Raw genomic sequence first — 14,595 nt, 5'->3', positions numbered from 1 at the left:
AAAGGGCACCTCGGCCGCCGAGGCTGAGGGCCTGTCAGGAGTAGTAATGAGAGAGCTGTTCACCGCCAAGTGGAGCCACGTCACGCGCACAGTGCCCGATGCGAGGCAGTGCCGACTCGGCGCACCGTCCGTGCCGCTCCGCCTCGGCGACCTGGTGGTGACTCAGGTCACCAGGGTCGGAGCCCATGACCATCTGGAGGACGCACACGGCCGCAGGGTGAAGCTCCACAGGGGCGACCTGGTGGTGGGTGCCTGTGGCAACCGGTATGCGACCGACGTCTACGAGGGCTACCACCGGCACGAGCCGAAGGTGCACCTGCTCACCGCGGGCGGGGTGATCGGCATCGCCGTCTCCTGGCACACCGACTGCCTTCCGCCGACCGAGCTGGATGTCCTCGGACCGCTGACGGACGATCACGGGCGCTCCCTGTCACTGGAGCACTTCGCACGGCCGCGACCGCCGTCCCCGCCACAGTGGCGGTCGGGCACGCAACCGCCGACGGTAGCGGTCGTCGGCTCGTCGATGAACTCGGGGAAGACGACCGCAGCAGCCGGGTTGATCAGCGGCTGGACGCGCGCGGGCCTGGCTGCCGGAGCCGCGAAGGTCACCGGCTCCGGCAGCGGCAAGGACCGCTGGGCCTACGTCGACGCTGGTGCCCGGCATGTCGTGGACTTCATCGACTTCGGGATGTCCTCGACCTTCGGCTATCCGCCCGAACGGCTGTTGAGCACCATGGTGGCGATGCGCGACGCGCTCGGTCACGACGGTGCCGAAGCGATCGTGCTGGAGATCGCCGACGGTCTGTTGCAGGAGGAGACGCGCCGACTGACCCGCCATCTGCCGGCCATCTGCCGCGGGACGGTCCTCGCGGTGGGTGATGCGCTCGCCGCTCACGCCGGTGTCGATCTGCTCTACGCGGTCGGGGTGCCGGTCCTGGCGGTCAGCGGGCTGATCACGGCAAGCCCGCTGGCGTCCCGCGAGGCAGCGGCGGCCACCGGTCTGCCGGTGCTGTCGCCCACCCAGCTGGCCGGCGGCGCGGCCGTGGACCTGCTCACCGAGAGGGTTCCGGCAACATGACGAGGGTCACCGCCTACCTGACGAATCATCACTTCGACTCGGACCACCCTGCGGGACCGGGACGCCCGGGCGAAGTCGACCTCGACGCCATCGCGACCGGACCCGCCGAGCTGAGCTTGGCCGGACTGACGGTACGGGACGAGCGCGGTGGCGACCTCTTCCGTGATCCCGATGAGCACGCATACCTCTTCGACCCGGCGGCGGGCGGCGGTCCGCTCGCCGGGCCGGAGGCCGAGTACCAGGCCCGCGGCTTCGGGGTGACCAACACCGCATACCACGCTGCCCGCATGCTGAACCTCGCCACCCAGCTGCTGCACCGGCCGCTGTCGCCCCTGGTGATCAGGATCGGCTTGCACTCCCCACCGGGCCGGGGCTGGGGCGGAGGGCACTACCGGCTGCCGGGAGCGGCATCACCGCCGGAGCCCGAGCAGCCGGCCCGGTCGGGTGAGATCCATCTGGGCGCCGGTCGCCGCTTCGTCGAGCGCCCTGATCCCGGGTGTCCCCGCTACTTCCACGCGCCCGCGCACAACCCGGCGATCATCTACCACGAGGTCGGCCACCACATATGCCGCCACACCGCGGACTTCCGGGCGAACCGGCTGCGCCCGCCGCTCGACCAGCACAACGGCAAGGTCGCCCTCGATGAGGGCACGGCCGACTTCCTCACCGCCGTCCTCCTCGGCACCCCTGACATCTACGGCTGGCACCGCGGCCACATCCCGCCATGGGACCAGCGCCGCCGCCGGCTCGCCACTCGCTGGACCACCGCCTGCCTGCGCCCGGGCAGCGGCCAGGCACACGCCAACGGCACCGTGTGGGCGTCCGCCTTGTGGACGGCACACGAGCGCGTACGACAGGCCGACGGTGCCGGTATCACCCGCACACTGCTCACCGCGATGACCCGGTTCGGCAGCCGCGGGACCGATGTGGCCGAGGAACAGCAACGGCGCATGAGCTTCTCCGAGTTGCTGCGCGAACTCCTTGCCGCCGATCCGGCCAGCACTCGGGTCGTGGCCGGCGCGATGGCCGACCACGGCATCCTCCCCTACGGCGACAACCGGGAACTGCGGGTGCGGATGCAGGCCCGATTCGCATCGCCGGATGCGCGGACGCCGGCGCCGCAGGCATCGGAGGAGGCCGCACGACGGCCGGGGACGACGGCGGTCCGGCCGTGACCGGCAACCGGGGCGTACGGAACGCGGACAAGGGGCAGGTGCTGTGGCGGTTCCGCGGCTACGGCCTGCCGCACCTGGGCATGTTCTGCCTCGGCCTGGGCCTGCGGATCTGCGAGATGGCCGCAGACCTGGCGGCGCCGTGGCCGATCGCCGCCGTGGTCGACCGGGTCCTGGGTGCGGCCTCCGCACACAATCCGCTCACCCACCTGCTCGGCGTCTTCGGCACCGGAAAAGCGACGATGCTCGCCACCGCGGCCGGGGCGGTGGTGATGATCGCCGCCGTCTCCGGCGCGTTCGACTACGTCGGCGACCGGGTGATGAACGGCGTCGGCGAACGAATGAGCGTGGCGATCCGCTCGGACGCCTACGCACATCTGCAGCGGCTGCCGATGAACTATCACGACCGGCAGGCCGTGGGCGAGTCGACCAGCCGGATCATCACCGACTGCGCCCGTATCAAGGACAGCCTGGTCGCGCTGTTCGCGACGCTCCTGCCCGGCATGCTCTCGGTCGGCAGCTTCGCCATCGCACTGCTGTGGCTGGACTGGCGGTTCGGCCTGATCGGCATCGGCTGTATCCCGCTCGTCTACGTGATCGGTGTGCACAACCGCAGGCTCGGCCACCGAGCGGCACGCCGTGAACGCGAGGCTGAGGGCCGACTCGCCGCACTGGTCACCGAAACCCTGCACGGCATCCGCACCGTGCACTCCTTTGGCCGCCAGGACCTGCACGACCACCGCTTCGCCAAGGAGAGCGAGCGCGCCCTGCAGGCCGGGCTGGCCACGACCCGAGTGCAGGCGCTCCGGGTGCCGTTGCTGGAGCTGGCGACGGCGGGCGGCACCGCGCTGCTGCTGTGGATCGGCGGATCGGGCGTGCTGAACCACTGGTGGAGTGTCGGCCAGCTGGTGGTGGCGGTCAGCTACCTCAACAGCATGGTCTCGCCGATCAAATCGCTCTCCCGTCTCTCCGTCACCTTCGCACAGGGGCAGGCCTCCGGAGAGCGCATCCTGGGCATCCTGGACGAGCCACGCAGCCCGACGCGGAGCGAGACCGGGCTGCCCGTCCGAACGGCCGGCCGGATCGACTTCCGCTGCGTCTCGATGGCCTACGGAACCCGGCCCGCACTGCGCGGCCTGGACCTGACCGTCCTGCCCGGCGAACGGGTCGCGCTGACCGGCCCGAACGGCGCAGGCAAGTCCACCTCGCTCGCTCTGATCGCGGGCCTGTATCCGCCCACCCTCGGCTCGGTGGCGATCGACGGCCGTGCGACCACCGAGCTCCCGGAGCCCTGGCTGCACCGGCAGGTCGCAGTCGTCCTTCAGGACACCTACCTGTTCCCCGGCACCCTGGCCGAGAACATCCGCTACGCGCGACCGGACGCCGACGACGCCGATGTGGCCGTGGCGGCCCGGGCCGCGCTCGTCACCGACTTCGCGCAGCACCTTCCGGACGGCCTCGCCACCCACGTCGGTGAGAGCGGGACCGGCCTGTCGGGTGGCCAGCGCCAGCGGGTGGGGATCGCCCGCGCGCTGCTCGCCGACGCGCCCATCGTGCTGCTGGACGAACCGACGTCCGGCCTGGACGCGGACGCCGAACAGCTGGTGATCGGCGCTCTGCAGCGGCTGGTCGCCGGCCGGACGGTGGTCATGACCACCCACCGCCCGGCGCTGCTGGACGTGGCGACCCGCACGGTCCGGCTGCCCGCGACGCCGCCCCCGGCAGGAGACCGGACCGCGGTCCCGTGCCGGAAGGCGGTCCGCGTCGTCGGCTAGGGGTCGCGGCACCGGGCGCGCCCACCGACGACCGCATCCTGGAGGGCCAGTGGGCGGAGGGGAGCTTGGCCGACGGCAAGCCGGAGTTCGGATAGATCCCCTGCCCGGTGAATGTGCCGCCCACCACCTCCCCGACGACCCGGATCACCAGTGTCAAAGCCAGGCCGAGAACCATCGCGACCGGCGCATGGACTGGTCCTTCGTGAAGTCGCCGTTGGCTCGGGAGCCCGCGGGCGTCGGCTGACGCTGCGACAGGCGTTCGGCCGGTTCTAAGTGCGGTGTCCGGCTTCGGAATCCATGCGCGTGCCGGGGCCGGATATCGGCGTTGTGACCGTTGTCGTTCAAGAACCAGCTCTTGCAGCCGCCTGCGGTCCAGTACGGACACCGAAATATCGCCTCCGGCATCCGCCACATCTCTACGGCTCCTTCAACCGGCCACTGGACTCGCTGAACGTCCTCTGCCCAGCCCGCCTGCAAGTTCACCGGGGCTTTGGGACTTCCCTGCCCAAGGCGTGCTGCTACCCGCCGCCATGGTGAAACAACGAGACTCCGCCGCGGAATTCGTTTCGCTGAGCGGAACGCGCTGCCCGCTCACATAAAGTAACCCACCGGGTTGCACCCCTTTCAGCATCCCCCGACGGGTGTAACGCAGTCGTCCATCTGCCTGAAAAGGCCGATCCCCAATCGGCCTTGGATCACACCCACCCGTGCGGCTGGGGACGCGTAGAAAGAACGATGACCATGAATGCGAACTCTTCCCCGCCAATCCGGCGGTCGCGCACGGCGTGCCTGGCCGCTGTCGTCGTTGCCGGAGCACTGACACTGCTCAGCGCGTGCGGCGGATCGTCACACCCCAAACCGGTCGGCGCGTTGAGTCCCGGACCCGGCCAGACCCTGCCGGGCATGCCCGGTGCCTCCGGAACGGGCGGCACGGTCACCCCACCACCAGTCACGTCCTCGGCCACACCTACCAGCAGCCAGCCGTCCGCTCCGGCAGCCGCCAACACGGTGACGATCAAGAACTTCGCGTTCCACCCGGCCAAATTGACGGTCAAGGCAGGCACGAAGGTGACCTGGTCCAACATCGACGTCGACACTCACACCGTCACCAGCAAGCAGGGATCGGGCGGGCCACTGCAGTCGGCAGCCCTGGCCAGCACCGCCAGCTACAGCTACACGTTCACCAAACCCGGCACCTACCCCTACTACTGCACCATCCACCCGTTCATGACCGCCACCGTGGAGGTGACCCCATGACCGAGCACACACCCGACTCCAACGGCGGCGGCGAACACGGCATGACCCGCCGTCAGCTCATCCGTCACTCCGCCTGGTTCGGCGGCGCCGTGATCCTGACCGTCACCGGAGGAGAGGTGATCAGCCATCTCCCCGGCTCGTCGAACCCGCCCCCGGCAAGCAGCGCAGACCTGCGGTTCGTACAGGTCTCCGACAGCCATATCGGCTTCGAGGGCCCGCCCAACATGGACGTCGCCGGGACGTTCGCCACAGCGATCACCCAGGTCAACTCCCTGGGATTTCGACCCGACTTCGTCATGCACAGCGGCGACCTGACACATCTTTCCACCCCCGCCCAGTTCGACCAAGTCAAGCAGATTCTGTCGCAGGCGCGCACGGACCGGGTGTTCACCGTGCCGGGCGAGCACGACTCGATCGGAGACAACGGACGCGCTTACCGACAGACTTTCGCCAAAAACACCCTCGGCGACGGCTGGTACAGCTTCGACACCCATGGTGTGCACTTCATCGCGCTGATCAACACCCTGCACCTGGAGCAACTCGGCCACCTGGGCAACGACCAGATCGACTTCGTGCGCAAGGACGTCGCGGGCCTCTCGTCGGACACCCCCATCGTCATCTTCAGCCACATTCCGTTGTTCGCGATGTATCCGAAGTGGGGCTGGGGCACCGACGACGCGGTACAGGTGCTGTCGATGTTGCGCCGCTTCTCGTCAGTCACGTGTCTCAACGGGCACGTCCACCAGCTCTTCACCAAGACCGAGGGCAACATCACCTTCCACTCGGCCGCCCCCACCTGCTATCCCTTTCCCAAACCCGGCCAGGGCCCCGGCCCCATTCCGCAGGTGCTGCCCGCCGGACGCCTCAAGGACGCACTCGGCATCCGCACCGTCAACTACCGGCAGGGCACCCACGCACTGGCCGTCAAGGACGAGAAACTCGCATGAACACCCGGAGCTTGCCCGCCCTCGCACTGCGCCTGATGCTTGCCGCCACACTCGCGGCAAGCGGATACATCCACGCCCAGCTCTACCTCAACGGATACCGCTCCATCCACGTGATCGGCCCGTTGTTCCTGCTGCAGGCCAGCGCCGCCTTCGCAGTGGCCGCGCTCCTCCTGCTGGCGGCACCCCTACTGCTCCGAATCGCCGCCGCCGCGGTCGCCATCGGCGCGCTCGCCGGGTTCACCACATCCCGCACCATCGGATTGTTCGGATTCTCCGAACATGGCCTGCAGCCCGCACCACAGGCCCTGCTCAGCCTCATCGCCGAGACTCTCACCCTGCTGATCGTCGCGGCCTGGCAGGCAACCGAGGTCCGGCGACACCGCCGCACCCAGCTCCACCACATCGGGACCAACCGAACGCGGCTCGACCGCTACATCACAGCACCGGACAGATGAAACAAACACCGACGCCTCCCACACAACGGACACCACCCGGCACCACCGCTTGCCCATCGGCTGCCGACTGCCGCCTCATGACCGTCTCCGTCTCCGTCTCCGTCTCCGTCGCCGCTGACGCCGCGCCTGCCACGGTGCACAGCGCTTGCTCCGGCGGTAGAGGGACGACGATCGGCGTGCTTCCGCGGCCCGCAGCGGCGCCGGTCGCATCGGCCCGCACCGATCCTCGGCCCGCCTCCCGACTGTCGGCCCGCACCACCTGGACTCCCAGCGTCGCGCTCAGCACCACGTCGTGTGCCGGCACTATCCGCGGCGGCACAATCGAGAGCGGGGGCGGCTGATCTCGTGGACGGCCTCGCTCGCGCCGCCAACCACCGACGGCTCTACGGCGTCCTGTGGATTTCCCTGCCCGTGGCAGTGGTGGTCGGCCTCTACTGGTACGGCCGGGTACACACCCCGAACTACGAGACCAGCCTCTTCGGGCAGCGCGGCAACGACGCAAGACTGCTGAAAGCCCAACTGGGATCCGCACTCCTGGGCCTGGCGCTGATTCAGCTGCTTCTCGCCCTGTGGATCTACGGCCGCCTGCCCGCACTGCGAGCCGCACCGCACGCGGTCCACACCACACACCGCCTCATCGGCCTGATCACGTTCCTCCTGTCCCTGCCCATCGCTCGGCACTGCATCACCGCCTACGGCGTCCAACTGACCGACACCCGTCTGGCACTGCATTCACTCACCGGCTGCTTCCTCTACGGCGCCTTCGTCACCAAGGTCATCGTGGTCCGGCACCGCCGCTGGCCCGGCTGGGCACTCCCCCTGGCCGGCGGTACCCTCGTCACTGCGATCGCCCTGATCTGGTATGCCGCCGCCTTCTGGTACCTGAACGGCTTTCAGGCACCCGGCCTGTGAGCAGAAGGCGAGGCGTCCCTCTCGGCGGCCAACGGCGGACTCCCGCGCGGCGGGGCCCAGTTCGCCTTACGCCGGAATCGTGAGGAGCTTCTGGCCATTAGTCGCATACATATCGAAGTGACCGATGGATCCGGGGTCCATGGGTACCGTCCCAGAAATCGTGGCGCTACCTGAATACGTGCCGGACTGCCAGGTGGCGGCGGTCGCCTTGACCCCCGTGACCCCGACCGCTTGCAGCCTGCACGTGATCCCAGGGGGTACCCCGTCGGCCGAGACCTGCACAGTGCTCCCCCAGACAGCGGGCGAGACCCTCACCGAGGCGGACACCCCGGTGGCGGGGTTGATTCCGGAAAAAGTCCGGACTGGAGCCGACGAGGTCGTTCCGGACTGCGCCACTTCACTGCCGGCGGACCCCAGGGTCGCAAGCAACGTGCCACCGGAGGCGGCCGCGGCCATGAGCGTCATGGCGGCCGCGACGCTCACCAGTTGCCGCCGCCGGGTTGTGCGACGTCGGACCGTGGCCTTTTGGAGCAACTGCTCCAAAGGACCAGGCCCGCTCACCTGCGGCACGGACGGCTCAGCTGGCGGGGCAGCCAGCTGTGGGCTGGGCTGCGCGCGGTCTGCGGCCCGCCGCAGCAACCGGTCGGCCCAATCCTCGCTGGCCGCGGGCGCGACCTCGTTCGCGGCCTCGGCTTCGGTGATCGTCGCGAGCAGGGCGGGCAGCCCCGCCAGTCTGGCGTGCTCGGCCCGACACTCGGCGCATTCCGCGAGGTGAGCGGACACCCGGTCCGACTCCGCGGGCGAGAGCGTCCCCAGCACGTATCCGCCCAATGACAGCCGGATGGCCTCACGGCCCGCATTCATGCTGTGCACCTCCTCCGTGCGCCGTCACGATGCCCATCGGGATGCCCGGCGCTGTGCGGCCTTGACCATCACCCTCAGTCCATTGCCTGTTTCCTGGTGTCACGTCCCTCCTCTGCTCCGCGCTCGGCATAGTGCCCGTATAAGTGACACGGCTCCCGGAGCGTTTCGGCTCAGTCATCGGCGTCTTTTTTTCACCTCTCCTGTCGCTTCCGCGGCTCGCTGAGCAGCGGGAGGAACACAAGATGCCGCACCCGGGATACGTTTCGGCGCGCGAATGCACGAAACGCAAGAACCTGGATACGACGCGTGATCCGCAGAATGTGGCTTGGCTGCTCGATATCAAGAAGACCGTGTTCGAGGCGGTCACCGGCTTCGAGCACTCCGCCCGCGAAGAGGTGTCACAGAAAGATGCGTATCCGCCGAACCGTGCGCCGTCTGCCGCCCGTGGACATGGACAAGCACTACTGAAGCAGGTCGGGCGAAGTCCGCTGCGGTTCGGCAGCGTCCTGGAGGGGCGCGGGGAACTGCGCGACCAGCCACAGCGGTGCCGCAGACGATCGACGGAACATCGCCGCGCTCCCAGCGGAGCGCCTAGCCGCCGGATCTGCCCTCCTCACCCACCCCCTGCAAGGAGCAAGCTGAGGTGACGGACATGCTCCACTCGCCGGAAGCACCCATGGCGCCCGCGACACTCGTCCCGACCACGCACATCGAACCCTCCGCCACCGAACGGGCGACGGGTACTCGGTGCGAAGACCACGTACTTCGGTTGCACGCGGTGCTGCGGAAACACAGCGGATTCACCGCCCGCCGCCGCTCGGGCATGGTAGTCATCGCCTGCGACGGCTACGTCCTGGCGGCCTGCGCGAACACTCGCCGGATACTCGACCGCACGGGGAGGCGCGATCCGCGTTCGCCCGCCCCGGGCACCACCGTGCCCACCTCGGTTGCCAAACGCAGCACGGAGATGCCTCGGGTTCGAGTGCGCGCCTACGGGCCGAAAGGGGTGACGCCGTGAGCGTGTTCCTGCTGGGGGTCGGTGCAGCCTGCTGCCTCGGCGTCGGCTTCGTCCTCCAGCAGCGGCAGGCCCAGCGGGCGCCCCTTTCTGGCTCTGCCTTCTTCCGGTTGCTGCTCGGCCTGATGCGTTATCCGGAATGGCTGGTCGGCATCGCCGCCATGACCGCGGGCATGGCGCTCAGCACCATCGCCCTCGCCAACGGCGAGGTGTCGCTGGTCGAACCGCTCACCGCCACCAACCTGCTTTTCGCGATGGCGCTGTCCCGCTGGCTCACCGGCCAGCCGCTCGGCTGGCGCGGCTGGGGTGGGGTGCTGCTGCTGGCACTGGGCGTGACGGGGTTCATCGTCGCCGGACAGCCGTCAGAGGGCGGGCACCTGGCCGGGCCACTGCGCCGCTGGCTCCTCTTCGGCATCGTCGTCGCAGTGGCCGGGCTGCTCGTCGCACTCTCTCGGCGCCTGCGGCCGACGCTCGTGGCGACCGCGCTGGCCTGCGCCGCCGGGCTCCTGTACGGGCTGCAGGACTCCCTCACCCGTATATCGAGCCAGATCGTCAGCGGGCAGGGGCTCACGGTACTGTTCGCGCACTGGCAGCCCTACGTGGTCGTGTGCCTCGGCGTGACCGGTCTGATGCTCGTTCAGATCTCGTTCCAGACCGCGCCGCTGCGCTCCTCATTGCCCGCACTCACCGCTGCGCAGCCGCTGGCCGGGATCGCCTGCGGGGTCGGCATCATCGGTGACCGCCTCCGGCTCACGCCGGGCTCGCTCGCCGTACAGGCCGCCGCACTCGTGGCGATCGTGATCGGCCTCGCGTTGATCGGCCGGCATCCCTGTGTGGTTCAAAAGTCCCGCACGGGCACTGGGCTGTGTCTTCGCCGGGAGCTGGCTGATTCATCGTCAGGCACCGCGGTTACCGCTGGTTCCACGATGCGCTGTTGGAGGACTGCTTGGACCGCGCCGAACGCTCTCTCGTCGGCCGGGTCCAACACCCGGCGCGCTGGAGCTGCTGGGTGAGGCTCACGCGCCGAGCGGCGTCGGCGAGGGCGCGCCCTGCGAATCAGGCCGTGCGACAGAGCAACCCGGCCCGCCTGATTGATTAGTTGACCGATACGAATGGCACGCAGCGTCCACCGTCGCACCGGTGTTGTGGGTATCCGTGGCGTGCGGGTGGCGTGTGCGGGTATCGTGTGATCAGGTGCAACTCCCAGGTGTGGCCGTACAGTCGGCCAGTTCTGCCGCTCGGGTGGAACGATCCGGTGTGATTCCGGAACCATGCGGTCAGACCCCGCCCCCCCTTCACTACGGATGTAGTGAAGATACTACGCCCGTAGTGCGGATGATGCATGATCGGACCCATGAGAACGCCGCGCGCCGCCCTGATCGCCGACACCGCCATTGCCCTGCTCGCCGAAAGGGGGACACGCGGGCTCACCCACCGCGCCGTAGACGACCGCGCCCGTCTGCCCCCCGGCACCACCTCCAACCACGCCCGCACCCGCGCCGCGTTGCTGCAAACCGCGCTCACTCGCCTCGCAGAGCGGGAGACGGCCAGCTTCACCACGCATCCAACTGCGCCAGATCCGCGCACGGCCCTACGCGACACCCTCACCGAGGGCCTGCACGCGGCGCTCACCGTCGGCCGCACCCTCACCCTGGCGCGCCTCGAACTCGCCCTCGAAGCCACGCGCCGCCCCGAACTCCGCGTCCGCTACGACGCCCTCGGACAGGGCTTCATCGACCTCGCGGCAGACCTCCTTGCCGCCGCCGGTGCCGCCGCCCCCCGGCGCGCCGCGCGCCGCCTTGTCGCCTGGTGCGACGGAATCTTGTTCAACGCCACTGCGGGCTCCGGCCGAGCCGACTCCCCTGACCCGCTCGAACTGCGCGAGCAGGTCAACGCACTACTGGACGCTTTGCTCGGACTCGAGGCATCTTGACTCCAGTTATCAGGCGGGCAGGCGTCGCTCGACGAACACGGACGCATGGCCGGAGCGGCTCTGCGTCGGTATGGTGATGGCTCCTCACTCTCCACGGCTGGTCTCGGTACGCGGGCTGTGGATGCCGCGGTCGTTCTATAACTGCCAGAGTCCCTTGAACAGGCCATCATGAGCGACGAGTTCGGAGAAGGTCACCTGTTGTGGATGACCCGGCCGTGGTCAACGAGGACGACGACGCGGTCGGCGATGGCGACGCCGGTTAGTAGGGCTTTGTTAGGTCTGGTCAGGTCGTTGATCTGGTGCTTCCCTGCTGGTATGAGGGCGGATGAACTCGCTCCGTGTCGGGGCCGGTTGGAGGAGTTTGCTGGTGAGGTGTTCGCGTCGTTTGCGCGTGCTGACCAGCGTGTGAAGGGCTGCCTGTATCTGCGGGGATTGTTGCTGGACGGGCGGCGGAAGTCGATGCAGCCGATGGCCGGGCGGCTTGGGGTTGACCACCAGCAGCTGCAACAGTTCATCCCGTCCTCGACCTGGCCGGTAGACACCGTTCGCAGCCGGCTGGCCCGCCGGGCAGTCGCGGTAGTACGTCCGCGGGTCTGGGTGATCGACGACACCGGCTTCCCCAAGTACGGGAAGTCCTCGCCCGGGGTGGCCCGGCAGTACTCGGGCACTTTGGGCAAGGTCGGCAACTGCCAGACCGCAGTCAGTGTGCATGCCGCTTCGGACACGGCTTCCTGTCCGTTGTCGTGGCGGCTGTTCCTGTCGCCAAGCTGGGACGAACCCGATGCGGCCAACCGACGGGCCCGTTGCCGCATCCCCGCCGGCGAGCGTCACCGGCCGAAATGGCAGCTCGCGCTGGAGATGCTCGACGAGCTCGCCGCCATCGGGCTGCGGCCCGCCGTGGTGGTCGCCGAGACCGGGTGCGGGGCGAACGCGGACTTTCGGGCGGCACTTGAAGGCCGGGGCATGGCCTATGTGCTGCAGGGGAAGGGCGAGTTGACCGCCCACGCCGAGGCTGCTGAACCTCGCCAGTCGCCCTGTGGCGGGTTAGAGGACGACTCCTATCAGTGCGAGCAGCTCGGACTCGTCATTGATGACTCGCCGCCGACGTCACCACGGCCCGCAACACCTGGCGCGACTGGGTCGGGCTCTACGCCGACCACAAAGCGGTCATCCACCTGATCGAGCAGGCAGGCGGGCAAGAACGCGTGCTCACCGCAGGGGAACACGGGGCACGTCATCGACTCATCTGCCTCTGCGGCTGCGGCGGATCCCCCAGCACTCGCGTTGGGGTAGCACCAGGTCCGCGGCCGGACGGCTGAGATCACCTCCCGGCCGTGACCCCCGTCGCACCTGATTGGAAGTCAGAGAGATCCTAGCCGCCTCGCATCCCTCCGGGACGCGCCGCATTTTTGCCAGCCAGTGGTGTACGAGATGCATGGACGTTCGGCGGCGGGCCAGACTGCGCGGGCGGCGGCGTCGCCGTGATGCGCCGCGGTCGAGGCACTGGAGCCTGCAGTGGGCGTCGAGCCACGGCTCGGGTGAAGTCCACGAGTGTCACCGTCGACCGGCCTTTGTAGAGGACGTCGGCCGTCCGGGCTGGTCCACCGGCGTGAGGCGCTTGCCGGACGGGTCGCATAGAAGCGCCGCGCGTAGATCGAGGCGGTCGGTGAGCCGGGACAGGTCGCGGCCGGTGAGTTGTTCGATGCGTTGCAGGCGGTAGTGGACGGTGTTGACGTGCACGTGGAGCGCCTCGGCCGAGCGGGTCCAAGAGCCGTCGTGGGCGAGGAAGACCTCCAGGGTTTCCATGAGCGCACCGTCGGTTTTCTCGTCCTGTGCGATGAGAGGGGCCAGCAGGCGCTCCCGGAATGCGGTGCGGACTTCGGTGGGGATGCCGGCGAGTAGATCGGTGAGGGTGGTCATGTGCTCGGCAGCGCGGAGGGCGGAGGTTGTCGGCTCGGCGGATTGTGCGGCCGACAGGGCGAAGCGGGCCTGCGCGAAGCTGGAGCTGAGCCCGTTCGGCGTGGCGGCCGTGGGTCCGATGCCTGCGTGCACGAGTGCCTGCGGGGCGATGGCGTGCAGGGTGGGCCAGATTGTGTGTAGGTGCTCGGCGAGGTCGCCCAGCGTGCTTCCCGTCACGACGGCGATCGCCTCTCCGTTGCGGGCGGAGCCGACCGCGAAGGTGTTGGCGTCCATGTGGCTGAGGGCTTCGCCGAGGGCGCCGGCGGCCCAGGCCGCCTCTTGGCCTTCTGCGGCACCGGTGACGCGGGCGGCGACAACGGCGGTGGGCTGGTGGGTGGGAAGGCCACACGCGGTCAGGGCTGCGGTGATGGCTGATGGGGCGTCGATGGGATGGCTGATGAGGCTGACGAGGTGGTCCGCACGTTCGCGCTGTGACGTGGCAGCGATTCGGGCATCGGCGAGACGCTCGCCGAGGACGTCGGCGATCTCGGCCAGGACGCGGGGTGGTGCCTGGTCCAGCTCTGGGACGCGGAGAAAGAGCGCGTCGTAGGGAGACGCGCTGGAGCCGAGCGGAATGGTTGCGGCGGAGGCCTTGGTCAGCGAGGAGCGTACGGCGGTCGGGTTGGGTGCGGCGGTGTCCGGCGTCGTGGCGAGGGTGCGGCCGGTCGCACTGACCACGGCGCAGGTAACACCCTCCAGGTGTGAGAAGGAACAGGTCAGCACATCGCCTATGGGTGCTTTCTGCGCAAGGAGGTCGGCCAGTTGTCGGCGCACCGGCTCCGGTAGCGCTTGGGCATTGCTCGCCTTGCGGTTCAGGTCGCCCCATCGGCGCAGGTAGACCGCGTCGGTGATGGTGCGGAAGTTTGTGTGGGCGGGGACCGAAAGCAGGGCGATGCGGTGAGCGCGGCAGGCTTCGACCAAAGGGGCGGGCACGAAGCCGTGGGTTTCCTCGCCTGCCAACAGCGCCGCCGCACCGTTGGTACGCAGGGCGGAGACGAACCGGTCCGCCTTGTTGCTGCCGCCGTCCGGGCTCCACCACACCAGGCCAGTGAGCACGAGCTCGCCGCGCTGGAGGAACCGACTGGGGTCTTCCAGGTCGGTGGCAGTCACGCCGGTGATCTCCTGGGTGAGGAGCTCGTGATCGGCCCACAGGAGCCGCAGGTCGAGGGATTCGAGTCCAAGGAGGTCTTCGACGTACATGTGCTTGCTCCTTGCCCGGCGCCGGATC

12 protein-coding genes and 1 pseudogene are annotated in these 14,595 nt (G+C 69.0%); 11 read left to right on the top strand and 2 right to left on the bottom strand.

Annotated features, from left to right (window positions below; all coding sequences use genetic code 11):
• Positions 1-46: 46 nt before the first annotated feature.
• The 7 genes from O5O46_RS16080 (at position 47) to O5O46_RS16050 (ending at position 7,596) form a co-directional block, all read left to right on the top strand.
• The gene (locus O5O46_RS16080; RefSeq protein ID WP_269856094.1) at positions 47-1,078 is read left to right on the top strand and encodes a DUF1611 domain-containing protein; all 1,032 of its coding nucleotides are present in this window, start codon (positions 47-49) and stop codon (positions 1,076-1,078) included.
• Entirely contained in the window at positions 1,075-2,253 is a 1,179-nt protein-coding gene (locus tag O5O46_RS16075; RefSeq protein WP_269856093.1) for a hypothetical protein, read from the top strand. Before O5O46_RS16080 ends, O5O46_RS16075 begins: the two co-directional genes overlap by 4 nt.
• Positions 2,250-4,025, top strand: coding sequence for an ABC transporter ATP-binding protein (locus tag O5O46_RS16070; RefSeq protein ID WP_269856092.1), 1,776 nt, complete (start codon positions 2,250-2,252; stop codon positions 4,023-4,025). Before O5O46_RS16075 ends, O5O46_RS16070 begins: the two co-directional genes overlap by 4 nt.
• Before the next feature lie 903 nt (positions 4,026-4,928).
• Positions 4,929-5,282, top strand: a complete 354-nt coding sequence (locus O5O46_RS16065) for a plastocyanin/azurin family copper-binding protein (RefSeq protein ID WP_269856091.1) — start codon at positions 4,929-4,931, stop codon at positions 5,280-5,282.
• Positions 5,279-6,229, top strand: coding sequence for a metallophosphoesterase family protein (locus O5O46_RS16060; protein WP_269856090.1), 951 nt, complete (start codon positions 5,279-5,281; stop codon positions 6,227-6,229). The genes O5O46_RS16065 and O5O46_RS16060 overlap by 4 nt, the downstream gene beginning before the upstream one ends.
• Positions 6,226-6,684, top strand: a complete 459-nt coding sequence (locus O5O46_RS16055; protein WP_269856089.1) for a hypothetical protein — start codon at positions 6,226-6,228, stop codon at positions 6,682-6,684. The genes O5O46_RS16060 and O5O46_RS16055 overlap by 4 nt, the downstream gene beginning before the upstream one ends.
• A 345-nt stretch (positions 6,685-7,029) precedes the next feature.
• Entirely contained in the window at positions 7,030-7,596 is a 567-nt protein-coding gene (locus O5O46_RS16050; protein WP_269856088.1) for a DUF6529 family protein, read from the top strand.
• 66 nt (positions 7,597-7,662) lie between these two features.
• Here the strand turns inward: O5O46_RS16050 and O5O46_RS16045 are convergent, their stop codons facing one another.
• Entirely contained in the window at positions 7,663-8,460 is a 798-nt protein-coding gene (locus tag O5O46_RS16045) for an anti-sigma factor family protein (protein ID WP_269856087.1), read from the bottom strand.
• Between the two features lie 643 nt (positions 8,461-9,103).
• Between O5O46_RS16045 and O5O46_RS16040 the strand changes: the two genes are divergently transcribed.
• The 4 genes and pseudogenes from O5O46_RS16040 to O5O46_RS16025 all read left to right on the top strand — a co-directional run.
• Positions 9,104-9,478: a hypothetical protein gene (locus O5O46_RS16040; RefSeq protein ID WP_269856086.1), complete on the top strand. Its 375-nt coding sequence runs from the start codon at positions 9,104-9,106 to the stop codon at positions 9,476-9,478.
• Complete coding sequence (locus O5O46_RS16035; RefSeq protein ID WP_269856085.1) at positions 9,475-10,488, top strand: DMT family transporter; 1,014 nt, start codon at positions 9,475-9,477, stop codon at positions 10,486-10,488. Before O5O46_RS16040 ends, O5O46_RS16035 begins: the two co-directional genes overlap by 4 nt.
• Before the next feature lie 341 nt (positions 10,489-10,829).
• Positions 10,830-11,408, top strand: coding sequence for a TetR/AcrR family transcriptional regulator (locus tag O5O46_RS16030; protein ID WP_269856084.1), 579 nt, complete (start codon positions 10,830-10,832; stop codon positions 11,406-11,408).
• A 315-nt stretch (positions 11,409-11,723) separates the two neighbouring features.
• Positions 11,724-12,455 (top strand): annotated as a pseudogene (locus O5O46_RS16025) (IS701 family transposase); the annotation flags it as partial.
• 507 nt (positions 12,456-12,962) lie between these two features.
• Here the strand turns inward: O5O46_RS16025 and O5O46_RS16020 are convergent.
• Entirely contained in the window at positions 12,963-14,567 is a 1,605-nt protein-coding gene (locus tag O5O46_RS16020; protein WP_269856082.1) for a PucR family transcriptional regulator, read from the bottom strand.
• Positions 14,568-14,595: the final 28 nt, after the last annotated feature.

This window comes from Streptomyces sp. RPT161, from assembly GCF_027533845.1.
GTDB classification, from domain to species: domain Bacteria; phylum Actinomycetota; class Actinomycetes; order Streptomycetales; family Streptomycetaceae; genus Streptantibioticus_A; species Streptantibioticus_A silvisoli_A.
The sequence above is the reverse complement of the archived record's forward strand: the minus strand, read 5'-3'. Positions and strand labels throughout refer to the sequence as shown.

Coding starts and splice junctions, on each gene's coding strand:
- O5O46_RS16020 (WP_269856082.1), bottom strand. CDS start 14,567: ATGTACGTCGAAGACCTCCTTGGACTCGAATCCCTCGACCTGCGGCTC.
- O5O46_RS16030 (WP_269856084.1), top strand. CDS start 10,830: ATGAGAACGCCGCGCGCCGCCCTGATCGCCGACACCGCCATTGCCCTG.
- O5O46_RS16080 (WP_269856094.1), top strand. CDS start 47: ATGAGAGAGCTGTTCACCGCCAAGTGGAGCCACGTCACGCGCACAGTG.
- O5O46_RS16065 (WP_269856091.1), top strand. CDS start 4,929: ATGCCCGGTGCCTCCGGAACGGGCGGCACGGTCACCCCACCACCAGTC.
- O5O46_RS16075 (WP_269856093.1), top strand. CDS start 1,075: ATGACGAGGGTCACCGCCTACCTGACGAATCATCACTTCGACTCGGAC.
- O5O46_RS16055 (WP_269856089.1), top strand. CDS start 6,226: ATGAACACCCGGAGCTTGCCCGCCCTCGCACTGCGCCTGATGCTTGCC.
- O5O46_RS16045 (WP_269856087.1), bottom strand. CDS start 8,460: ATGAATGCGGGCCGTGAGGCCATCCGGCTGTCATTGGGCGGATACGTG.
- O5O46_RS16060 (WP_269856090.1), top strand. CDS start 5,279: ATGACCGAGCACACACCCGACTCCAACGGCGGCGGCGAACACGGCATG.